The sequence below is a fragment of the Kitasatospora griseola genome (genome assembly GCF_014648555.1).
GTDB lineage: Bacteria > Actinomycetota > Actinomycetes > Streptomycetales > Streptomycetaceae > Kitasatospora > Kitasatospora griseola.
This window is the reverse complement of sequence record NZ_BMRI01000038.1, coordinates 21,926-44,172: the sequence shown is the minus strand read 5'-3', so window position 1 is coordinate 44,172 and position 22,247 is coordinate 21,926. Positions and strand designations below refer to the sequence as shown.

General features: G+C 74.1%; 21 protein-coding genes. 4 read left to right on the top strand and 17 right to left on the bottom strand.

Features of this window, described 5'->3' with window-relative positions; genetic code table 11:
* The 3 genes from IEZ12_RS39470 to IEZ12_RS31640 form a co-directional block, all read left to right on the top strand.
* On the top strand, nt 1–421 hold a 421-nt coding region (locus IEZ12_RS39470), incomplete at its 5' end, for an ATP-binding cassette domain-containing protein (RefSeq protein ID WP_229848398.1).
* Between the two features lie 103 nt (nt 422–524).
* Nucleotides 525–962, top strand: a complete 438-nt coding sequence (locus IEZ12_RS31645) for an acyl-CoA thioesterase (protein ID WP_083462158.1) — start codon at nt 525–527, stop codon at nt 960–962.
* Nucleotides 963–1,020: 58 nt separating this feature from the next.
* Nucleotides 1,021–1,713 (top strand): DUF8010 domain-containing protein, encoded by a 693-nt coding sequence (locus IEZ12_RS31640; RefSeq protein ID WP_189276961.1) that lies wholly within the window; start codon nt 1,021–1,023, stop codon nt 1,711–1,713.
* A gap of 13 nt (nt 1,714–1,726) precedes the next feature.
* Here the strand turns inward: IEZ12_RS31640 and IEZ12_RS31635 are convergent, their stop codons facing one another.
* The 10 genes from IEZ12_RS31635 to IEZ12_RS31590 form a co-directional block, all read right to left on the bottom strand.
* Complete coding sequence (locus IEZ12_RS31635) at nt 1,727–2,164, bottom strand: globin (protein ID WP_373295552.1); 438 nt, start codon at nt 2,162–2,164, stop codon at nt 1,727–1,729.
* A gap of 83 nt (nt 2,165–2,247) precedes the next feature.
* The gene (locus tag IEZ12_RS31630) at nt 2,248–3,369 is read right to left on the bottom strand and encodes an ABC transporter permease (protein WP_189276959.1); all 1,122 of its coding nucleotides are present in this window, start codon (nt 3,367–3,369) and stop codon (nt 2,248–2,250) included.
* Nucleotides 3,366–4,283, bottom strand: coding sequence for an ABC transporter ATP-binding protein (locus tag IEZ12_RS31625; RefSeq protein ID WP_189276958.1), 918 nt, complete (start codon nt 4,281–4,283; stop codon nt 3,366–3,368). The genes IEZ12_RS31630 and IEZ12_RS31625 overlap by 4 nt, the downstream gene beginning before the upstream one ends.
* Before the next feature lie 169 nt (nt 4,284–4,452).
* Nucleotides 4,453–5,811, bottom strand: a complete 1,359-nt coding sequence (locus IEZ12_RS40445) for an FHA domain-containing protein (protein WP_308431100.1) — start codon at nt 5,809–5,811, stop codon at nt 4,453–4,455.
* 112 nt (nt 5,812–5,923) lie between these two features.
* A complete protein-coding gene (locus tag IEZ12_RS31615) occupies nt 5,924–7,255 on the bottom strand; it encodes a vWA domain-containing protein (RefSeq protein WP_189276955.1) in 1,332 nt (443 codons plus the stop codon).
* A gap of 120 nt (nt 7,256–7,375) precedes the next feature.
* The gene (locus IEZ12_RS31610) at nt 7,376–8,491 is read right to left on the bottom strand and encodes a PP2C family protein-serine/threonine phosphatase (protein ID WP_189276953.1); all 1,116 of its coding nucleotides are present in this window, start codon (nt 8,489–8,491) and stop codon (nt 7,376–7,378) included.
* A 2-nt stretch (nt 8,492–8,493) separates the two neighbouring features.
* Nucleotides 8,494–11,007, bottom strand: coding sequence for a serine/threonine-protein kinase (locus IEZ12_RS31605; protein WP_189276951.1), 2,514 nt, complete (start codon nt 11,005–11,007; stop codon nt 8,494–8,496).
* Nucleotides 11,000–12,349 (bottom strand): hypothetical protein, encoded by a 1,350-nt coding sequence (locus tag IEZ12_RS31600; RefSeq protein ID WP_229848397.1) that lies wholly within the window; start codon nt 12,347–12,349, stop codon nt 11,000–11,002. The genes IEZ12_RS31605 and IEZ12_RS31600 overlap by 8 nt, the downstream gene beginning before the upstream one ends.
* Before the next feature lie 116 nt (nt 12,350–12,465).
* Complete coding sequence (locus IEZ12_RS31595; RefSeq protein ID WP_100589654.1) at nt 12,466–13,389, bottom strand: glutamate ABC transporter substrate-binding protein; 924 nt, start codon at nt 13,387–13,389, stop codon at nt 12,466–12,468.
* A 13-nt stretch (nt 13,390–13,402) separates the two neighbouring features.
* Nucleotides 13,403–14,758: a GlnX family signal transduction membrane protein gene (locus tag IEZ12_RS31590; protein ID WP_229848396.1), complete on the bottom strand. Its 1,356-nt coding sequence runs from the start codon at nt 14,756–14,758 to the stop codon at nt 13,403–13,405.
* A gap of 179 nt (nt 14,759–14,937) precedes the next feature.
* On the opposite strand from IEZ12_RS31590, the gene IEZ12_RS31585 reads away from it, so the two are divergent.
* Entirely contained in the window at nt 14,938–15,510 is a 573-nt protein-coding gene (locus tag IEZ12_RS31585) for a nucleosidase (protein ID WP_189276950.1), read from the top strand.
* Between the two features lie 58 nt (nt 15,511–15,568).
* Here IEZ12_RS31585 and IEZ12_RS31580 read toward each other — a convergent pair whose 3' ends face one another.
* The 7 genes from IEZ12_RS31580 to IEZ12_RS39450 form a co-directional block, all read right to left on the bottom strand.
* Entirely contained in the window at nt 15,569–16,030 is a 462-nt protein-coding gene (locus tag IEZ12_RS31580) for a hypothetical protein (RefSeq protein WP_052509180.1), read from the bottom strand.
* A gap of 215 nt (nt 16,031–16,245) precedes the next feature.
* The gene (locus IEZ12_RS31575) at nt 16,246–17,313 is read right to left on the bottom strand and encodes a MerR family transcriptional regulator (RefSeq protein ID WP_189276948.1); all 1,068 of its coding nucleotides are present in this window, start codon (nt 17,311–17,313) and stop codon (nt 16,246–16,248) included.
* A 146-nt stretch (nt 17,314–17,459) separates the two neighbouring features.
* A complete protein-coding gene (locus IEZ12_RS31570) occupies nt 17,460–18,479 on the bottom strand; it encodes an N-acetylglucosamine kinase (RefSeq protein WP_189276946.1) in 1,020 nt (339 codons plus the stop codon).
* A gap of 55 nt (nt 18,480–18,534) precedes the next feature.
* A complete protein-coding gene (locus tag IEZ12_RS31565; RefSeq protein WP_444542899.1) occupies nt 18,535–19,815 on the bottom strand; it encodes a 6-phospho-beta-glucosidase in 1,281 nt (426 codons plus the stop codon).
* An 8-nt stretch (nt 19,816–19,823) separates the two neighbouring features.
* A complete protein-coding gene (locus tag IEZ12_RS31560; RefSeq protein ID WP_189276942.1) occupies nt 19,824–20,717 on the bottom strand; it encodes a carbohydrate ABC transporter permease in 894 nt (297 codons plus the stop codon).
* A 6-nt stretch (nt 20,718–20,723) separates the two neighbouring features.
* Nucleotides 20,724–21,680, bottom strand: a complete 957-nt coding sequence (locus IEZ12_RS31555; protein ID WP_043909945.1) for a carbohydrate ABC transporter permease — start codon at nt 21,678–21,680, stop codon at nt 20,724–20,726.
* 10 nt (nt 21,681–21,690) lie between these two features.
* Nucleotides 21,691–22,247: extracellular solute-binding protein (locus IEZ12_RS39450; RefSeq protein ID WP_229848395.1), on the bottom strand; the 557-nt coding region annotated here is incomplete at its 5' end.

Here is a 22,247-nt window from a genome sequence, read left to right as displayed (position 1 = left end):
CGGCCAGGTCGAGATGCCGTCCCGCGCCTACGTCTCCGCGTTCGGCTTCAAGGGCCCGGACCAGCAGAAGCCGGCCGGCGTGCTGTCCGGCGGCGAGCGCAACCGCCTGAACCTGGCGCTGACCCTCAAGCAGGGCGGCAACCTGCTGCTCCTCGACGAGCCGACCAACGACCTCGACGTCGAGACGCTGTCCTCGCTGGAGAACGCGCTGCTGGAGTTCCCCGGCTGCGCCGTGGTCATCTCCCACGACCGCTGGTTCCTGGACCGAGTGGCCACCCACATCCTCGCCTACGAGGGCGACAGCAAGTGGTTCTGGTTCGAGGGCAACTTCGAGTCCTACGAGAAGAACAAGATCGAGCGCCTGGGCGCCGATGCGGCCCGCCCGCACCGCGCGACCTACAAGAAGCTCACCCGCGGCTGATCCGCGGACGCACCGGCGGCCCGGCAGCCCACCCCCTCGGGGCGGACTGCCGGGCCGCGGCCCGTAGGCTTCCTGCGGGCACACCTGATCTGAGGAGAACACCGTGGCACGTCACATCTACGCCTGCCCCCTGCGGTGGTCGGACATGGACGCCTTCGGTCACGTCAACAACGTGGTCTTCCTGCGCTACCTGGAGGAGGCCCGGATCGACTTCATGTTCACCCAGGCCGCCGAGGCCGGCGCCGGGGAGTTCGCGGGCGGGTCCGTGGTGGCGCGCCACGAGATCGACTACAAGCGCCCGCTGGTGCACCGCCCCGAGCCGGTCACCATCGAGACCTGGGTGACGAAGATCGGCGGAGCCTCGCTGACCGTCTCCTACGAGATCAAGGACGTCGCCGAGGACGGCACCGAGACGGTCTACGTCACCGCCTCGACCGTGGTCGTCCCCTACAACCTGGCCGAGGGCCGCCCGCGCCGGATCAGCCCGGTGGAGCGCGAGTTCCTCGCCCGCTTCATGGACGAGCAGCCCGCCGCCGTCTGACCGGCCTCTGCCGACGTCGCACCGAGACCGCCGCACTGACGAATCGAGCTGAACCCCGGTGACCGCGAACCCCCGCCTCGACCTCGCCGACCAGGGCGAGGCCGCCGACCTGGCAGCCTTCCTGGGCCGGCTGCTCCGCTTCGACCGGGCCGCCGCGGTCCGGCTGCAGGCGGTGCCGGGCGCGGACGGCGGCGGGGTGCTGGCCGTGTTCGGGCGGCTGCCGCTGGGCGGGTCCGCGGTGCTCGCGCTGCGCACCGTCCGGCTGGCCGGCGAGGTGGCGGCGGCCGATCTGACCGTCTCCGCCGGGCAGTTGCTGGAGTCCGTGGACGAGCCTGGCGCCCGCCTGGCGCTGCCCGCCCCGGTCACCGGCCCGTCCTGGGCGGGCCTGCTGCCGCCGCGCTCCGGCTGGCAGCCGCTCGGGCAGCCGCCGGTCGACCTGGTGATGGACGAAGTGCGCGCCGCCGTCGCCGAGTTCAAGCGGCGCACCGCCGAGGTGCCGGAGCACCACCGGAGCCGGGAGGTGGTGGACGCGCTGGCGGACGAGATCTGGTCCCGGCCGCTGGGCGCCGTCGAGGGCCTGCCGCTGCGGGTCGCGCACGCCGCCCACGCGATCGGCTTCCTGCGGCCCGGCGCCCCGCTGCAGGCGCACCGGGCCGGCCCCTGGCTGCGGCTGGACGCCCCCGCCGGCTCGGTCGCGCTGCGGGCCGGCGGCGCACCGGGCGCGGGCCTGGGCCTCAGCCCGCTGCGCTAGGCACGGGAAGGTCTCAGCCCGCCGTGTTGATCATCGCGGCGGCGGCGTACGTCATGTAGTTCCACAGCTCGCGGTCGTCCTCGGCGGGCAGCGCGAGCCGGTCGAGGGCGGTGCGCATGTGCCGCAGCCAGGCGTCGTGGGCGGCCCGGTCGACCTGGAACGGGACGTGCCGCATCCGCAGGCGCGGGTGGCCGCGGCGATCGCTGTAGGTGCGCGGGCCGCCCCAGTACTGCATCAGGAACAGCGCGAAGCGCTCCTCGGCGGGGCCGAGGTCCTCCTCCGGGTACATCGGGCGCAGCAACTCGTCCTGGGCGACGCCCTGGTAGAAGAAGTGGACCAGCCGGCGGAAGGTCTGCTCGCCGCCGACGCGGTCGTAGAAGCTCCGCTCCTCCTCCGCCGCCGTCGTCTGCACGGTCTCCTCGTGTGCGGTGTCGCGCCCGGTGTCAGTCACCCGTCCATGGTCGCAGACGCCGACAGGGGCCGTACACCGGGACTTTCGGTGTACGACCCCTGTCGCGGGGAGGGTACGGACGGCTACGCGTCGTCCCAGTTGAAGAAGCGCCAGGCGATGGCGCTCAGCACCACCGTGAAGCCCAGCAGGATGCCCATGCCGGGCAGCGCATCGGCGATGCCGCCGCCCTGGCTGAGCACCGACTTGGCGGGGTTGATCAGGTAGCGCAGCGGCAGGGCCCTGGAGACGTCCTGCAGCCAGCTCGGCGCGAAGTCCAGCGGGATGAACGCGCCGCCGAGGAAGGACATCGGCAGGATGATCAGCTGGTTCATGCCGTTCGCCGATTCCTCGGACTTCGCCAGCGAGCCGGTGAGCAGGCCGATCGACATGAAGGCCAGGGTGGCGCAGATCACCAGTGGGATCACCAGCCACCAGTTGCCGGTGAGCTTGAGGCCGAAGAAGTCGAGCTGCGCGACCGCGAGGAACAGCGCGGTCTGGGCGAGCGCCACGATCACGCTGACCACCACCCGGGCGGCGACGATGGTGCCCGCCGAGATGGGCGCCAGCCGCAGGCGGCGCAGCACCCGCTTCTTGCGCCAGGTCACCAGGGTGAACGAGGCGCCGTAGACGGCGCCCATGGAGACCGCGTAGGCGAGCAGGCCGGGCGTCAGGTACTGGATCGGCTTTGTGGAGTCGTCCTCGACCTTGGAGGCGTCCAGGGTGTACGCCGGGGTGGCGTGCGAGGACAGCTGGTTGGCGGTCTGCACCAGGGAGTTCACGATGCCCTGCACGGTGCCGGCCTTGACCTGGTCGGCCTGGCTGAAGCGGAGCACCACCTTGCCGTCGGGGCCCTCGGACACCAGGCCGTCGAGCTCGCCCTTCTTGACCTTGGCGAGCGCGGCGTTCTCGTCGGTGAAGGTGGTGATCTCCAGGACGGACAGCGGGCCGTCCTTCTGGTCCTTCAGCTGGTCGAGCAGCTTGACCTGGCCGACTTCGGCGACCTTGACGTGCGAGGTGCCGCCGCCCTTGTAGAGGACGCCGAACAGCACCAGGAACATCAGCGGCAGCGCCAGCGTGAAGAACAGGGTGCCCTTGTCGCGGACGAAGCCGAGCAGCATGACCCGGGACAGTCCGACGAAGGCGTTGGCCTTCTCCCGTCCGCCGTCGACGGCGGGGGAGGTGCGGGCCTGGTCGGTGGCGGTCATGCCCGGTACTCCCGTCCGGTCAGCTGGAGGAAGACGTCCTCCAGGGTGGCGCCGCGGACCTCGAGGCCGCGCAGCGCGTTCTCCTCGGCCAGCATGGAGAGCACCGGCCCGGGCGCGTGGGTCGACAGGGCCAGGGTGGTGCCGTCGTCCTCCAGGTTGCTGAACGCGGCGCCCGCGGCGGTGAGCAGGTCACGGGCCCGGTCGACGGTCAGCATTCCGGATTCCACCCGGATCCGGACGGTGTCGTCGATCTCGCGGACCAGGGCGGCGGGTGCGCCGGTCTTCAGCACCTTGCCGTGGTCCATCACCGAGACGCGGTCGCAGAGGATCTCCGCCTCGTCCAGGTAGTGGGTGGTGAGGACGACCGTGCGGCCCTCGGCGTTGATGTCGCGCAGCAGGTCCCACAGGTTGCGGCGGGCCTGCGGGTCGAGGCCGGTGGTCGGCTCGTCGAGGAACACCAGCTCCGGGTCGTGCACCAAGGCACAGGCGATGGACAGGCGCTGGGCCTGGCCGCCGGACATCTTGTCGGTCAGCACGCCGGCGGATTCGGTCAGGCCGACCCGCTCCAGCATCGCGTCGGCGGCCTTCGGGCCGATGCCGTAGAAGGAGGCGAAGGTGCGGATGGTCTCGCGCGCGCTCAGCTTGTTGAAGAACGCCGACGCCTGGAACTGCACGCCGATGCGCGGCAGCAGCTTGGCGTTGCGCGGCCACGGCGACATGCCGAGCAGCTCGACCCGGCCCTCGTCGGCCTCCCGGATGCCCTCCAGGATCTCCAGTGTGGTGGTCTTGCCGGCCCCGTTCGGCCCGAGCAGGCCGTAGAACTCGCCAGTGCTGACGGAGAGCGACACTCCGTCGACAGCCTGGACGTCCCCGTACCGCTTCCGGATCCCGTCCGCGGTTATTGCTTCAGTCATGGGGCGAAGCGTAGGGGGTGCGCGAGGCGCCGACGAACACTTTGGTGTGAATTTTTGATCGTTCGGTGATGGGTCGCGCACACCGGCGACCGGCGGCGGGAGCGGTGAACGCCCCGCCGCCGGAGCGGCGATGACATGCCGTCAGGGCCGAGGCCCTGCTGACGTGCGGTCAGGCCCGGTGCACCGTGATGGTGGTCCAGGCGCCGATGTGGATGCGGTCGCCGTCGTTCAGCGGGATCGCGGTGTGCGGCGGAAGGGTGTCCGGGCCGCCGTTGAGGGTGGTGCCGTTGGTGGAGTCCTGGTCGACCACCACCCAGCCGCCGTCCGGCTGCTCGGCCAGCAGGGCGTGCTGGTGCGAGGCGCCCGGGTCCTCCGGGGAGACCGACAGGTCGATCTCCGGCACGGTGCCGCGCTGCTGGCTGCGCCGGCCGATCCGCAGCTGGCCCCGGCCGGTCAGCGGGATCCGCCGCTCCGGGGTGTACGGCGGGAAGGCCAGCCCGGCCGCCTCCGGGCCGCTGCGCGCCATCATGTCGGCGAAGTAGTCGTGGTCGGCGGCCACCACGGCGAACCAGCTGGTGCGCTGCGGAGCGGCGGCCGGCGGCCGGCCGTGCCCCTGCTGCCCGGGCGGGGTCAGCCGGAACGAGGTGCCGAAGTCGTCGTCGCTCTGCTGCGGGGGACGCTGCTGGTGCCCCTGCTGGTGCCCCTGCTGCGGGCCGGACGGCTCGGCGTAGACCGGGCCGGGGCGCTCGTAGTCGCCGTCCGGGAAGGCCGCCGGCGGCTGCTTGTCGAACGACGGCGCGGCCGGTCCGCCCGGTCCGCCCGGGGCGGCCGGGTAGCCGGGCGCGGGCTGCTGGTAGCCCGGCCGCTCGTACGGGGACTGCGGCTCGAACGGCTGCTGCGGCCGCTCGAACGGCGTCGGCCGCTCGAAGCCGGCCGGCGCGGGTGCGGCCGGTTCGAACGCGGACGGCTCGAATCCGGACGGCTCGAACCCGGCGGGCGCGGCCGGCGGCGGGAAGCCGTAGCCGTGCTGCGCGGCCGGTGGGGCCTGCGGGGCCCGGCCCGGCTCGGGGCGGCCGTGCGGGCCGCCGACGGGCTGCGGAGCGGGCGGCGGCTGGTGCCCGGCCGGGGCGGGGCCGCCCGGCGGGCGGGCCGAGGTGGCCAGGTTGTAGTCGTACCCGCACTCCTCGCAGTACCGGCCGGTCTGCGGGCTGCGGCAGATCGGGCAGGTGGCCGCCGCCGCGGCGGGGGCCGCCGACGGTGCGCCGTACGGTCCGGGCGTCGCGGGTGCGCCGGGGCCGGGGGCGGGGGCCGGGGCGATCGGGGTGCCGCCCGCCGGGGTGGCGGGGCGGCGCGGCTCGAAGTAGCCGCCGCCCCCGGCCGGGGTGCCGGACGGCGGGGTGCCGCCCGGGCCGGCCGGCGGATACCCGCCGCCGTACGGGGCCTGCGGCGCGGCAGGCGCGCCGGGGCCGCCGGGCTGGGCCGGCGCGGACGGGAATCCGGGGATCGCCAGTCCGGGCGGCGGGGTCATCGGGAATCCGCAGTAGTCGCACCAGTCCTCGGCCTGAGACTCGTGTCCCCTAGGGCAGATCGGCATCAGGTCCCCCACACTCCAGCAGGTTCGGGTCCGGCGGGTGTCCGGCTCACTTCTTCACGCGTACGGTCTTGGTCGATCGGGTCTCGAGTGTCATCGAGTCGGCCTCGCTCACGTTCTTACGGAACCGAACGGTACCCTCCCTGGCGTCGACCACGTCCACCACCTTCTGCAGCAGCTTGAGCGTGCCCTCGTTGCCGCCCGCGTGGGCGAGGCGGACGGCGGCGCCGAGTTTGGCGGTGGCGCGGTCCAGGTCACCGGCCCGGTGGGCCTCCATGCCGTCGCGGATCGACTCGGCGAGTTCGGCCTGGCCGGTGTAGTGCGCGACCTGGGAGTTGATCCGGGTCGAGGAGGCCAGGTCGTCGGTCCACACGGCGCGCACCAGGCCCTGGCCGAGCACCTCGGCGGTGCCGTCGGGCTGCGGCAGCACCAGGCTGACCCGGGCGGCCAGCATCTCGTTGCCGACGGCGGCGGCCGGGACCTCCACGCACACGTGGTAGTCGCGGGACTCGTCGCCCCACGACCCGGTCGGGTAGTCCCCGGCCCGCGGCCCGGCCGCGGCGCGGCGCGCGGTGAGGTCCTCGACGGCGGGTGCGACCTGCTTGACGAACTTCACCTGCGCGTTGGCGGGCGTCCACACCCGCAGCGCCACGTCGGCGACCTGCTTGTCCATGGCGTCGGCCATCATGGCGCGGAAGGCCTCGGCGAGGCCGGAGGGTTCGGCGACGATGTCGACGGTGCCGAGCAGCGCGGAGGATATCTTCCGCAGTTCGGCGACGTCCCAATCGGTGCCGACGCCCCGGCAGTCGGCGGTGAAGGCGCCGGTCGCCGCGTCCAGGGCGCGCTGCAGGTCGGCGGGCTTCTCGTGCTCGTTGCGGCCGTCGGTGAGCAGGACGGCGTGCCGGATCGACGCCTGCGGGCGCGAGTCGAACAGCTGCCGGGCCTTGCTGATCCAGGTGCCGATCGCGGTGCCGCCGGACGGCTTGAGGCGGCGCAGCGCCTCCTTGGCGTGGCCGCGGGTGTACTGGTCGACGACGGCGAGCCGGCCGTTGCCGGGGAAGACGTCGACGGCCTCGTGGGTACCGGCCACCACGGCGAACGCGACGCCGTCGCGCAGCGTGTCGATGGCGGCGGCGGTGGCCTCCCGGGCGTGCCGCATCTTGGTGTTCGGGTGCTCCATCGAGCCGGAGCAGTCGATCACCAGCACCACGGCGGCGTCCGTCCCGGCGGCCGCGCCGAGCGGCCGGCCGCCCGAGGTGCCGCCGCCGGTCGCGGTCACCGTGACGATCGCGTTGACCTCCCGGGATCCCTGGGCCAGGTACTCGTTCTGGAAGACGTCGACGTCGAATCTCGGCGTGCCGGGCTTGGACAACGAGGCCATGCGGTGGGCTCCTGTCGGACGGTCGGAAGTCGGAAAGTCGGACGATCAGAAGTCGGACGGTCCGGAATCGGACGGTGGTGGGGAGATCGGCGGGAGATCGGGAGCCGACCGGCGGGAGGGTCAGTTCGCGGCCGGTTCGGCGGCCCGGCGCAGCGGCACGGTGGCGTCCTCCTCGGCGGCGCGCGGCAGCGGGACGTCGAGCAGGGTGGCGTCGTGGGCGGCGGCGGCGACCGGCGGGTCGATCGGCAGCACGGCGACGGTGATGTTGTCGTGCCCGCCGCGTTCGACGGCGAAGCCGACCAGCGCCCGGGCGGCGGCCAGCGGTTCGGTGCGGGCGTCGGCGCGGACGAAGAACGCCAGGTCGGTGGCGGCCTCGGCGTAGTTCCACAGGCCGTCGGTGCAGATCAGCAGCACCCCGGGGACGTGCGGGGTGAAGCTGACGGTGTGCGGGTCGAGGTCCTCGGCGTCGGCGCCGAGCCAGCCGGTGATGGCGTGGGCGCGCGGGTCGGCGTACGCCTCGGCCTCGTCCATCAGCCGGGCGGCGACCATCCGGGCCGCCCAGGAGTCGTCCTCGGTGAGGCGGTACGGCTCGGCGGACTCCCGGTCGTCGGGGATCCAGTAGGCACGGGTGTCGCCGACCCAGCCGATGGTGACCAGGCCGGCGGCGCTGACCGCGCTGACGTAGGTGCAGGCGGGCGCGTTGTTGTGGCGGCCAGGTTCGGCGGGGGTGCCGTCGTGGGCGAGCGCGGTGACGGCCCGGTTGGCGGCGCCGATCGCCTCCCGCATGGCCTGGCCGGGGTCGCGGCCGGCCTGCAGTGCGGCGAGCAGCGAGTCGGTGGCGGCGGTGACGGCGGTGGCGGACGCCTCGTCGGGGCGGGCGGAGGAGGAGACGCCGTCGCAGACCACGGCGACCACGGCGGGCGTGCCGTCCGGGGCCTCGGCGGTGGCGACGCCGAACGCGTCCTCGTTGCGGTGGTGGCGCAGGCCGCGGTCGGAGACCGCGGCGACGCCCGTCACCTCGCGTTCCTGGTGGTCGCGGGCGCGGGGCTGGGCGTGCCCGCAGCCCTGGCACCAGCCGTCGGCGAGCTCGGTGGAGCCGCAGTTCGGGCAGCTGGGCACCACCGGCAGGTCGCGGAGGGTCGGCGGCCCGGTCAGGGCAGTGCCGCAGGCCCCGCAGAAGGCGTCCTGGGGCCCCAGCGGTTCGGCACAGGTCGGGCACTCGGTCTGCTGCGGCATGTTCACACCCACGTCCGGGGGCGGGCCCGGTTGGCCCGTTCCACCCACTCGATCCTTTTCTCGGCACGGTCGGTCAACCGAGCCAACACCCGGTAGGAGTGTTCCAGGGCGAGCCGCAGTTCCCGTTCCGCGGCGGGATGTCCCAGCACGGTCAGCGTGGCGGGCTTCCCCGCGGCCCCGGCGAGCACCCAGTCGAGGGCCGTCTCCAGCACCTCGGCGGCGAGTTCCGCACGTCGTCGGGCGTCCAGCGCGAGGGCCGTCAGCTGGGCGGAACTGTCGGCGAGTTCGGCGGCCAGCGCCTCGGTCGCGGCGCGGCCGCGCAGCCGGGCGCGGACCGCGCCGATCCGGGCCGCGGTGTGGTGCGTGGAGCTCTCCGGCACCGACTCCAGCGCGGCGACCGCGCCCGGCCGGTCGCCGGCCCGCAGCCGGACCCGGGCCAGTCCGAACGCGGCGCCGACGAACGACCGGTCGGCGCCGCCGACCAGCCCGTAGTGGGCGGCGGCCCGCCCGGTGTCGTCGAGCAGTTCGGCGCAGACCGCGAGCGCCAGCTTGGGCGCGGCCTCGCCCGGGAAGGCGTCGTACACGGCGTCGAAGGCCTCCGCGGCGGCCTCGGCCCGGCCGGCGGCGAGCGCGGCCAGCCCGCGGTACCACACCACCCGCCAGTCGCCGGGGTGTTCGGTCTCCAGGGCGGCCAGCGCCTGGCCGGCGGTGTCGTCGTCGGCGAGTTCCAGGTAGGCGCGCACGACCCGTAGTCGCAGCTCGGGGGAGTCGGCGCCGGCCGCGCGCAGTGCGGTGAGAGCCTCGGCGGGGTCGGCGGCGGGCAGCGCGGACAGGAAGCCGGCGTTGGGGTCGGCCGGGTCGACCAGTGGCGCGGGCAGGGCCAGCGCGGCGGCCCGGGCGTCCGTCGGCTGCTCGCCGAACTCGGGGTCCACGACCCGCAGTTCCGGGCCGAACAGGGTGGAGACGGCGGGCCGGGGCCGACCGTCCTGGAGGCTCAGCACCTCGCGCAGCACGCCGGTGAGCTGGCCGGCCATCTCCTCGGCGGAGGCGAACCGGCGGGCCGGGTCCGGGTCGGTGGCGCGCAGCAGGAAGCGGTGGAAGGACTCGTGGCGGGCGAGCAGCTCGGCCTCGTCCGGGCCCGGCAGTTCGTGCCGCCGGCGGTCGGTCCAGCCGGGGAAGTCGAGGGTCAGCACGGCCAGCGTGCGGCCCACGGTGTACAGGTCGGAGGCCGGGGAGGGCCCGTCGGTGGCGATCTCCGGGGCCTGGTAGCCGACCGTGCCGTAGATCGGCCCGTCGTCGTCGTGCCGGCGCACCGCGCCCAGGTCGATCAGCTTCAGGGTGTCGTCCGACTGGATCACGTTGTCGGGCTTGAAGTCGCAGTACACCAGCCCGCGGGCGTGCAGGTGGCCGAGCGCGGGCAGCGCCTCCAGCGCGTACGCGACGGCCTGCTCGACCGGCAGCGGCGCCCGCCGGCCGTCCGGGGTGCGGCGTTCGGCGGCGATGTCCTTGAGCGACTTGCCGCCGACGTACTCCATCACGATGTAGCCGTCGGCGGCGGCCGTGCGGGCGTCGGGGTGCTCGACGAAGTTGATGATCCGGACGATGTTCGGGTGGTCGACCTCGGCCAGGAAGCGGCGCTCGGCGATCGCCACCGCCAGCGCGTCCTCGTCGCCACTGTCCAGCAGGCCCTTGAGCACGACCCAGCGGTCGTTGACCCGGCGGTCGACCGCCAGGTAGATCCAGCCGAGCCCGCCGTGCGCCAGGCAGCCCATCACCTCGTACTGGCCGCCGACCAGGTCGCCGCGCACCAGCTTCGGGGTGAACGAGTACGGGGTGCCGCACTTGGTGCAGAAGCCCTCGGGGCGGCCGGGGACGCCGTTCTTCTCCCGGCCCACCGGGTGGTCGCAGCGCGAGCAGAACCGACGGTTCTCGGGGACCTGCGGGTCCGTCAGCACGGCCTTCGACGGGTCGGCGGTCGGCACCGGCGGCACCGTGACCAGGCCCGCGCCGAGGTTGCCGCGCCGGCCACTGGCGCCGGTGCCGCTCCGGGAGCCGCGCACCGAGACGGAGCGGCCGGAGGAGGTGCGCGGCGAGGAGGCGGACGCCGTGGACGCCGGGGCCGGGGCCGTGGCGGTGCCGGCGGTGGTGGCGGGGGCCAGGCCGCACTCGGTGCAGAAGCCGTCGGCGTCGATCTCGCCGGGGCAGTCGGGGCGGCCGCACGGCCCGCCGACGGCGGGGGCCGCGCGCGGGGCGGGGACGGGGACGGGCGCGGCGGCGGTGGTGCGGGCGAGTCCGCACTCGGTGCAGTAGCCGTCGGCGTCGATCTCGCCGTCGCAGCCGGCCCGGCCGCAGGCTGCGGACGCCGTGGACGCGACGGATGTCACGGATGCCGCCGAGGCCACGGACGCCGACGACGCCGCGGTGCCCGTGGCGGCCGGGGCCAGCCCGCACTCGGTGCAGTAGCCGTCGCCGTCGATCTCGCCGTCGCAGCCCGGACGGGCGCACGCCTCAGCCATCGGTTTCCTCCCCCTCGGCACTGTCCTCGGTCTGCGGTGCGGGCTGCCGTTCCGGTGCGCGCAGCGCCTGCTGGAAGCGGGCGACGGCCTCGGCGCCGGCCCGCAGGTCGCAGGGGGCGCTCCAGAGCAGCCAGCGGGCCTTCTCGAAGCGTTCGACCACCTCGGGGTCCTCGGCCAGGCCGAGCCGGGCGGCCATCGCCTTGTACGCCTCCAGCCGGCCGCGCAGCTCGGCCCGGACGGCGAGCGGCTGGGCGACCTCGGTGAGCGCCTGCCGGGCCCGGCCGAGCTCCTTGGCGGCGGCGTTCTCCAGGGCGTCCAGCAGCGGGCCGAGCCGGTGCCACTGGCCGGTCTGCTGGTAGTCGACGGCCTGCCCGATCGCCTCGCGCAGCGCGGACGCCGGGCCGGGCACGGCGGGCACCTCGGTGGCGGCGATCTTCGCCAGCACCTCGCCGCGGGCCCGCCGGGCCTCGGCGAGCGTCAGGTCGGCGCGCTGGAGCAGGTCGGCGACCTGCTGGAGGCGTTCGTGGGACTCGTCGCGCAGCCGCAGCAGCCCTTCCAGCTCGACCCGGACGTCGTCCAGGGCGCGGCCCAGCCGGTCGAAGTCGGCGGTGTCGACCGCGCCGGTGGGGGAGGCCCAGGCGGCGTTCTCGGCGCCCCGGCCGCGCTGTGCGGGGACCCGGCTCGGCCGCCACAGGGACAGCGGGTCGGCCACCACCTCGGCCCGGAGCGCCGTCAACTGCCCGGCCAGCTGGTCGAGATCGTCGGCCAGCGGGTGCGCGCCGGAGCGCACGCCGACGGAGAGCGCGAGCATCTGCACCCGGCCGAGTTCGGCGAGCAGCAGGTCGATCCGGGCGGGCAGCGCCGACCACACCGCGTCGACCGCGCTGACCACTTCGACCACCACGGCGTACCAGCCGTTCATCCGCTCCAGCAGCTCGGTCAGCGTGACGCGCTCCACCAGTCGGGCGGGCACGCCGAGTTGACCGGCCGCCTCGGGGAGCCGGCCGCCGGAGACGGCGACCGCGCGGCCGGAGAGCAGTTCGCCGAGCTCGGCGAGTTCGGCGGCGGTGGGCCGGGTGCGGCGCGAGCGGACCGCGCGGGCCGAGGCGAGCGCCTCCGCGTACCGGTCGAACAGCGCCCACAGCAGGGCCATGCCGCCCTCGGCGACCGCCCAGCGCTCCCGGGTGCGCCCGGACAGTTCGGCGCCGGTCAGCAGCCGCAGCCCGGGGTGGTCCTGGAGCGCCAGCAGTGCCGCCTCGACCGCGTCGCGCTCGGCGCCCAGCTGCGCCAGCGCCCGGTCCACCTGCTCACGGTTCATCACCGGGCGGGTCCCTCCGGCCATCGCGGTTCCTCCTCTCGGCCACGCATGCGGTGACGGGGCGTCGGCCCGTCGGCGGCAAGTCTCCCCGACGCCCGGTGCGGTGCGGACGGCGGTCCCCCGACGTCGCGCCGGGCGGGTCACGGCAGGTACGGGTCCGGGGCCCCCATGGTGTCGCGCAGCCAGTGGTCGTAGGACGCCCGCCAGCTGCCGTCGGCCTGCCGGTCGGCCAGCACCTGGTTGACCCAGGCGATCAGGTCGGTGTCGTTCTGGTTCATCGCCACCCCCATGTACGCGGGCAGGAACGGCTCGCCGACCATCTCCACCATCGGGTCCTGGGCGACCTGGGCGGCGGCCAGCTCGATGTCCGTCAAAGTGGCGTCCACCTCGCCGAGTTGCATCCGCACCAGGCAGTCCAGCTGGCTCTCCAGGGCGAGCACCGAGACGGTGCCGTGCGGGTTGCGCTTCAGCTCGGCCTCCGAGGAGGAGGTCTGCGCCACGCACGCCCGCTTGCCCTTCAGCGCGCCGTCCAGCGTCGTCGCGTGCGCGGCCTTCGGCACCACCGCCCGCTGGGCGACCCGGAAGTACGGGACGGAGAAGGCGATGTCCTTCTTGCGCTCGCAGGTGATGGTCATGGTGCGGGCGATCAGGTCGACCTCGCCGTTCTTCACCGCCTCGACCCGGCGGGGGGTCGGCACGGTCTTCAGGGTGATCCGGTCGGGGTCGCCGAGCAGCGACTTGGCGAGGGCGTGCGCCAGGTCGAGGTCGAAGCCCTCGATCCGGCCGGTCTGCGGGTTGCGGAACCCCCAGTGATAGCTGTTCTGGTCGACGCCGACGATCAGCGTGCCGCGCTCGCGGATCTTGGCGATCTTCGCCCCGACGGTCTGCCGGGGCGGCAGCGAATCCGTCGGGTCACAGGTGTCGGCGGGCGCCGCGGGGGCTGCCGGTGCTTCGAGCGCGGCCCGCGGGGCGGGCCCGCCCGCGCCGTCGGCGCTGCCGGTGCCGAGCACCCCGGCCGCGAGCACTGCCGCCGCCACCAGGAAACGTGACCTTGCCGTGCGCATCCCTCGTCCCCTCCTATCGGTACTCGGCCAGTCGGCGGCCGATGCCGCGCAGCACGGCGGCCGCGCCCAGCACGGACAGCACGCCGGCGGCCACCGCCTGCCCGGCCAGCACGCCGTCCACGCCGCCCGCCTCGCGGGCGAACGCGTCCTGCTCGGTCTGCGCGGCGGCCGCCCACTTCGCGTCGGCGGCCCGGAACGCGGCGTCCGCGGTGTCGGCGCCGCCCGCGGTCAACGTCCGTTGCAGCGCGGCCTCGTAGTCGCCGGCCGAGTTCTTCGCGGCGGCGTCCTTGTGCCGGTCCTGCCACTGCCGGTACGCGCTGTCGGCGTCGGTCAGCGGGCCGGTCGTCGCAGGATCCGCGCCGGCCACCAGCCGGGTGACCGAACCGGGGGTGCGCACGTCGGCGTCGAGCGCGGCGACCAGGCCGTCCCACTGCTTGGTGTACTTGTCGCTGGCGCCGCGGGCCACCAGGTCGAGGTTCTCCGCGGTGTGCGCCTGGAGCGCCTTGATCCGCACCTGGTCCAGCTCCCGCAGCGGCCGGGTGCCGTACGTGCGGCTGCCCGCCAGGTCGTCGCCCGCCGTCAGGGTGCCCGCCAGCAGCCACCCCAGCGCGGCCAGCACCGCCAGCGAACCGCCGAGCAGCCCGAGGTTGAACACCCGGTTGGTGCGCCGGAACAGCAGCACCTGCTGGCGGACCAGCGCGGCCAGGGCCAGTGCGCCGAGCGCCAGCGCCGTCCACGGGACGGCCCCGGCGGTGCGGTAGTCGGCGTCCAGGCCGGCCGATTCGGCGTCGGCCAGGCGCTGCGCCTGCGGCAGGACGGTGCCCTGCATCAGGTCGGAGGCGTACCGCAGGTAGGCCCCGCCGAGCGGCAGGCCCTGCCGGTCGACCGCCCGGGCGGTCTCCACCAGGCCCGCGTAGCGCGGCAGTTGCCGGTTGAGCTCGGCCAGCGCGGACTGCGACTCGGCCGAGTCGCCGCTGCGGCCCGCGGCCTCGGCCAGCAGCCGGGCGGCGGTCGCCAGGTCGTCCTGGTAGCGGGCGCGGACCTCGGCGGGCTCGTTGCCGGCCAGCAGGAATCCGGCGGCGGCGGTCGCGTCGGCGTCCGCCAGCCGGCGGTAGATCTCGGCGGCGTCCTGGCTGAGCGGGCCGCCGACCGACACCACCTGCCCGGCCGCCCGGGAGCGGTGTGCGGACTGCCACACCGCGACCGCGCCGAACAGCAGCACCAGTGCGGCCAGTACCGCGCCCGCCGCGCGCAGCCGCCCCGGCGGGGTGGCCGCCGCCCGGCGCAGCCGCGCCACCGGCCCCGGTCCCCGGGCCGCGGGCGGTGCGACCGCGCCCGCCTGCTGCTGTGCCACTGCCGGTGCTGCCACCGTCCGACCTCCCCGTCCGACGTCCCCCGTCATCCCGCAGTATGGCGGTCCGCGGCCGCCACCACACCCGAGTTGAGCGGGAGTTGATCTCTTCGTGTCCGTCCGGACGGCGTGCGGTCCGCGCCCGCTGCGACGCCCGTTCGGCATCGGGCGGTTCCGCCCCTCGTAAGCTGGACGCCATGCGCCTGATCGGAACCGTGACCCCCGACCGCCCCCTGCTCGTCCTCGCGCTGCCCGAGGAGGCCGCGCACCTGGACGCCGGACTGCCGGTGCTGCTGACCGGCATGGGGAAGGTCAACGCGGCGGCTGCGCTGGCCACCGTGCTGGCGGGCGGCGCGCGGCCGTCCGAGGTGGTCAACCTGGGCACCGCCGGGGCGCTGCGGCCCGGCCTGGCCGGCACCCACGAGATCGGCCGGGTGCTCCAGCACGACCTGGACACCCCGCTGCTGGAGCAGCTCGTCGGCCGCCCGCTGGACGGCCCGATCGACCTCGCCGCCGACGGGCCGGTGCTCGCCACCGGCGACCGGTTCGTCTCCTCCGACGCCGACCGCGACCGGCTCGCCCGCACCGCCGACCTGGTGGACATGGAGGGCTACGCGCTCGCCACCGTCGCCCGCCGCGCCGAGCTGCCCGTCCGCCTGGTCAAGCACGTCAGCGACGAGGCCGGCGACGGCGCCGAGTTCAGCTGGCAGGAGTCCGTGGACGGCTGCGCCCGGCTGCTCGCCGAGTGGGCCGCCGCGCACCTGCGCTGACGGACCGTCGAACGCGAAGCGCCCGTCCGGATCTCCGGGCGGGCGCTTCGGCGTCGGATCAGGCCTGGTACGGGTTGTAGGCCGGCTGGCCCTGCGGCGGGACGGCCGGGCCGCCGCCGAACAGGCCGTTGACGAAGGTGTCCAGCTCGTTGCGCCAGTAGCGGCCGATGTTCAGGCGGGTCGGCTTCGGCTCGCCCGGGAACTGGAACTTCAGCGAGCTCCACAGGGTGGCGCGGTTGACGTCGGTGATCGCCGCGCGGGCCTGGTCCAGCGGGATCACGTGCACCAGCTCCTGCGGACGGTTGCTCATCCGGGAGGCGCGGTGCACGGTGACGACCCGGTGGGTCAGGGTGACGAAGTAGTACTTCACGAACAGCTGGCCGATCAGGCCGAGCTGGCTCATCAGCCACGGGCTCGGGCCCGAAATGGTGTGGAAGGTCACCACCGGGCGGTCGTTCGGCTCGATGGCGGCGATCGCCGCGGCGACCTGCTCCTGCATGGTGGACTTACGGATCGCCATCTGGCGTCGGCTCCCGGTCTCCCCGCGCACCCCCGTCGGACACGCTGTGAGTGCGCGACGCTAGCGGCCCCGCGCGGTGCCGTTCAACGGACAGAACGGGGCATCCTGCGCAGGTCGTCGAGATTTTCCCCAATCGAGACACGTACCGGAACCCGTCCCTGTCATGACGTGCCGTCAGCTGCGCGGAGCCGCATCCGCCCGCGCGGATCGGCCGGTCACTCGTCGATCACGACGTCCGCGACCGCGCAGGCGATGTTGTCCGGCCCGCCCGCCCGGTTGGCCGCCGCGATCAGCTGCTGCACCGCCTGCTCCGGCGCGGCGACGGTGCTCAGCACGGTGTGCAGGGCGTCGTCGGCGACCCACCGGGACAGGCCGTCCGAGCAGAGCAGGTAGCGGTCGCCCGCGCGGGCGGTGTGCAGCGACACGTCGGGCCGGTTGTCGCCCGAGCCCGTCAACGCCCGGACCAGCAGGGCGCGTTGCGGGTGCGAGTCGGCCTCCGCCAGGGTCAGGCGGCCGTCGTCGACCATCGACTGCACCAGGGTGTGGTCGTGGGTGATCTGGAACAGTTCGCCGCCGCGCAGCAGGTACGCGCGGGAGTCGCCGATGTGCACCAGGGCGAGCTGCGGCTCCGACCACAGCATCGCGGTCAGCGTGGTCCCCACCTCCGGGAGGTCCGAGGCCTCGCCGACCCTGGCGTCGATCCGGGCCACCGCCTCCTCCAGGACGTTCAGCAACTCACCGGCGGGCAGCCGGAGTTCCTTCAGCGCCTCGATCGCGGCGGCGCCGGCCGGGCCGCCGCCCCCCTGCGGGCCCATGCCGTCGGCGACGGCGATCAGCCCGGCGTCGGCGTAGGCCGTGTCGTCGTTGCGTGCACGGACCAGGCCCGCGTCCGTCCGTGCCGCGTACCGGATGCGCAGGGCGCCCGTCGTCGGATGGTTCGTCATGGTGGTGGCCTTCCCCGAGAGGTGGTCGACGAGGAGGGCGGCGAGCTCCCGGCGGGCCTCGGTCTCGGCCAGCACCGACTGCCAGTACCGGGCGACCTCCTCGGCCGCCCGGGCGGGCTCCAGGCCGAGCACCAGCCGGATCCGGGCCAGCGGCAGGCCGAGTCGGCGCAGCCACAGCACCAGCCGGGCCTGCTCCAACTGTCCCGGCTCGTAGCGCCGGTAGCCAGTCACCGGGTCCACGTGGGCGGGCCGCAGCAGCCCCAGTTCGTCGTACAGGCGCAGCGCCTTCGGCGACAGCCGGGCCGCCCGGGCGAACGCTCCGATGGTCAGCAGCTCCATCCCCGCCTCCTCGTGCCGGACCGGTGTCCGGCACCCCCGATGCTGGGCCTTCCCCGAAGGTGAAGGTCAAGCCCCGGATCCCGGGACGCAGAACGCCGCCGGTGGGAGCAGAAAGCTTCCTGCTCCCACCGGCGGTCGACGGCGCGTCAGACCGCCACCGGGTGGACGGTGGGGTAGGCGGCGCGCAGCCGGTGGTGGGCGGCCGGGTCGGCGTCGAGGTGGTCGAGGCCGAGCAGGGCCGCGCCGAGGACCGGCGGGGCGACCACGATCCGCGGTTCGGCGAGCGGGGCGGCGGCGGCCAGCCGGGCCGTCAGGTTGTCGATCAGCAGCGGGTGCCGGGAGGCGAGCACACCGCCGCCGAGGACCACCGGGACGGGCCGGTCGAGCAGGTCGAGCCGGGTCAGCGCGATGGTGGCGAACCGGACGATCTCGTCGGCCTGCCGGTCGACCAGCGACAGCGCGATCGGGTCGCCGGCCTCGGCGGCCCGGAACAGCACCTGGGAGACCTCGTGCAGCCGGGGCAGGGCGAGCTGCCCGAGGTGCACGGCCTCGGCGACGGCGTTGGCCCCGGCCAGGCCGAAGTGCGCGCCGATCATCGGGGAGAGCAGGGTGGGCTCGCCCCGCCCGTCCTCGGCCCGGGCGGCGTACCACATCGCGGCGTCGGCGAGTCCGCCGCCGCCGCCCCAGTCGCCGGTGAGCTTGCCGAGCGCGGGCCAGCGGGCGGTGCGCCCGTCGGGCCGCAGGCCGACGCAGTTGATGCCGGCCCCGCACACCACGGCCACGCCGAGCGGCCCGTCGGTGCCGGCCCGCAGCAGGCCGAAGGTGTCGTTGGCGACGTGCACGGACGGCGCCCAGCCGTGCGCGGTGATCGCCTCGTGCAGCCGCTGCTCCTCGACGGGCAGGTCGGCGTTGGCCAGGCAGGCGCTGACGTGGCTGGTCAGCGGCCGCCCGCCGGGCCGCAGCGGGACGCCGGCCTGCCGGGCGACGTCCTCGACCAACGGGGCGAGCGCGGCGACCGCGGCCTCGAAGCCGGTGTGCTGCGGCTGGAAGCCGCCGCCGCGGGCGGTGCCGAGGATCTGCCCGTCGGCGCCGACCAGGGCGAGGTCGGTCTTGCTGTTGCCGGCGTCTATCGCGAGGACGCCGGGCAGGTGTGCGACGTGGCTCATCGGCCGGTCTCCCCGTGGTGGTGCCTGTCGGTACTGGTCGTTCTCATGCCGGCGGTCACGCCCAGCTCAGGTGGTCGCGGTTGTGCGCGAGCAGCCGGTCGGTGAGCTGCTCGGCGAGTTCCAGCTGGCCGACCAGCGGGTGGGCGAGCAGCGCGTCGAAGACCCGGTCGCGGCCGCCGCGCAGGGCGGCGTCCAGCGCCAGGTGCTCGTACGCCGTGACGTTGGCGATCAGGCCGGCGTACAGCGGCTCGACGGGACGCTGCGGCAGCGGGCGCACGCCGGCGGCGTCGACCTCGGCCGGGACCTCGATCACCGCGTCGTCGGGCAGGAACGGCAGCACCCCGTCGTTGCGGGTGTTGACCACCTGCACGGTGGTGCGGCCGTCGGTGCCGAGCAGCGAGGCGATCAGTTGGACGGCGGCCTCCGAGTAGAACGCGCCGCCGCGCTTGCCGAGCAGCTCGGGCTTGGTGTCGAGCGCCGGGTCGGCGTACATCTCCAGCAGCTGCGCCTCGATGGCGGCGACCTCGGCGGCCCGCGAGCCCTTGACCTTGAGCTCCTCCACCACCAGGTCGTGCTGGTAGAAGTAGCGCAGGTAGTAGGACGGGACGACGCCGAGCCGCCGGATCACCGGCTCGGGCAGGTGCAGGTCGGCGGCGATCGCCGCGCCGTGCTCGGCGAGCAGCTGCGGCAGCACCTCGCGGCCGCCGGCGGCGTTCGGGGCGTCGAGCAGGGTGACGCCGCGCTCCCAGGTGAGGTGGTTCAGGCCGACGTGGTCCAGGCGGACCAGCTCCGGGTCGACGCCCAGGTGGGCGGCGAACTTCCGCTGGAAGCCGATCGCCACGTTGCACAGGCCGACGGCCTTGTGGCCGGCGGTCTGCAGGGCGCGGGTGACGATGCCGACCGGGTTGGTGAAGTCGACGATCCAGGCGTCCGGGTTGGTGCGGCGGACCTGCTCGGCGATGTCCAGCACCACGGGGACGGTGCGCAGCGCCTTGGCGAGGCCGCCGGCGCCGGTGGTCTCCTGGCCGACGCAGCCGCACTCCAGCGGCCAGGTCTCGTCCTGGTTGCGGGCCGCCTGCCCGCCGACCCGCAGCTGCAGCAGTACCGCGTCGGCGCCCTGCACGCCGGCGGTGACGTCGGTGGCGGTGGAGACGACGGCGTCGTGGCCCTGCTTGGCGAAGATCCGGCGGGCCAGGCCGGCGATCAGCTCCAGGCGGTCCACGGCCGGGTCTATCAGCACGAGTTCGCCGATCGGCAGGGTGTCGCGCAGCCGCGCGAACCCGTCGATCAACTCCGGCGTGTAGGTGGAACCGCCGCCGACGATTGCCAACTTCAGTGCGGACATCAGCCCTTGACCCCTGTCAGTGTGACGCCTTCGATGAAGGCGCGTTGCGCGAAGAAGAACAGAACGATCACCGGCGCCATCACCAGCAGCGTGGCCGCCATGGTGAGGTTCCAGTTGGTGTGGTGGGCGCTCTTGAAGGACTCCAGGCCGTAACTCAGCGTCCAGGCACCGGGGTTCTCGCTGGCGTAGATCTGCGGGCCGAAGTAGTCGTTCCAGCAGTAGAAGAACTGGAACAGCGCGACGGCGGCGACGGCGGGTCTCGCCATCGGCAGCACCACCCGCAGCAGGGTGCGCAGTTCGCCGCAGCCGTCGATCCGGGCGGCCTCCAGGTACTCCCGGGGAATGGTCAGCAGGAACTGCCGCAGCAGGAAGATCGAGAACGCGTCGCCGAACGCCATCGGGACGATCAGCGGCCACAGCGATCCGGTCAGGTGCAGCTGCTTGGCCCAGAACAGGTACATCGGGATGATCGTGACCTGCGGCGGCAGCATCATCATCGACACCACCGCCATCAGGGCCAGGTTGCGGCCCCGGAAGCGGAACTTGGCGAGCGCGTACGCCACCGGCAGGCTGGAGACGACGGTCAGCGCGGTGCCGGCCGCCGCGTACAGCAGGGTGTTGCGCCACCAGGTGAGGAAGCCGGGGGTGTGCCACACCTTCGAGAAGTTCGACCACTGCCAGTGGGTCGGCCACAGGTCGGAGGTGAGCGCCTGGTGGTCCGTCATCACCGAGGTGAGGAACAGGAACACGAACGGCAGCAGGAAGAACAGCGCGGCGGCGATCGCCAGCGCGTGCACGGCCACCCAGTGCAGGGCGGCCCGGCGGCGGGCGGTGCGGGCGGCGGCGGGGGCCGGGGCGGCGGCCTCGCGCGGCAGGGCGGGGGCGAGGGTCATCGGGGATCAGTCCTCCGCCAGGAAGCCGGACCTGCGGCGCAGCAGGAGCGAGGTGAACGCCATCGACAGGGCGAACAGGACGACCGCGACGACGCAGGCCGAGCCGTAGTCGGACTGGTGGAAGGCGAGGTTGTAGACCATCTGCGGCAGCGTCCAGGTGGAGCCGGACGGGTAGCCGGGCTCGAACTGCTGCCCGGAGCCGCCGATCACGCCGGAGGCGACCTTCCCGGCGACGATCGCCTGCGTGTAGTACTGCATGGTCTGGATCACCCCGGTGACCACCGCGAACATCACGATCGGCGAGATGTTCGGCAGGGTGACGTACCGGAACCGCTGGAAGGCGCTCGCGCCGTCGAGCTGGGCCGCCTCGTACTGCTCCTTGGGGACGTCCAGCAGCGCCGCCATGAAGATCACCATCAGGTCGCCGATGCCCCACACGGCCAGCAGCGTCAGCGCCGGCTTCGACCAGGCGGGGTCGTTGAACCAGCCCGGCTGCGGCAGGCCAAGTTCGCCCAGCAGGTGGTTGACCGGGCCGGTGCCCGGGTTCAGCAGGAACGCGAACGCCATGGTGGCGGCCACCGGCGGGGCCAGGTACGGCAGGTAGAAGGCGGTGCGGAAGAACCCCGCGCCGGACTTCACCTTGGTGATCAGCATCCCGATGCCGAGGCCGAACACCACCCGCAGGCCGACCATCACCACGACCAGCCACAGGGTGTTGCCGAGGCCGGTCCAGAACGACGGGTACGTGGTGAGGACGTACTCCCAGTTCCGCAGGCCGGAGAAGGTCGGCGCGCGGAACCCGTCGTAGTGCATGAACGAGAAGTAGGCCGTCGAGACCAGCGGGTACAGGAAGAAGACCCCGAACCCGATCAGCCACGGGGACAGGAACGCCAGCGTCCTGGCCGCCTCCCGCCGGCGCTTGGCCCGCAGCGCCGGCGGGACGGGGGAGCTCACGAGTGCCATGGCGCGCCCGTCACTTCTTCGCCTGGTCGACCGCGGCGTCGATCTCCTTGGCGGTGGCCGTGAGGCCCGCCTTCAGGTCGGTCTGCCGGCCGGACTCGACCTCGAAGCTGAAGTTCTGCAGCGAGATCTGGTAGGCGCCGCCGTTGACGCTGGCCGGGGTGGTCGAGGAGTTCGGGTTGCGGGCGATGTCCAGGAAGGTCCTGGCGTTGGCGTCGGCCTGCAGCTTTGGCGAGTCCAGTGCGGCCAGCGTGCTCGGCACGTTGTGGATCGCGTTGGCGAAGGACACCACCGCATCGGTGTCGGTGGTCAGGTACTTGACGAACTCCCAGGCCGCGGTGCGCTTCTTGGAGCCGTTGGCGACGCCGATGATGGTGCCGGTCTGGTAGCCGCGGCCGTAGGTGGCGGCCAGCTCGTCCGGCACCGGGAACGGCGCGGTCGCCCACTCGAAGGACGGCTTGTCGTCGGCCAGTGCGGCGGCCCGCCACTCGCCGTCCATGCTCATCGCGACCTGCCCGGTGGCGAACGGGTTCTTCGAGCTGAACTCGTCGCCGAAGGTCGTCCGGTACT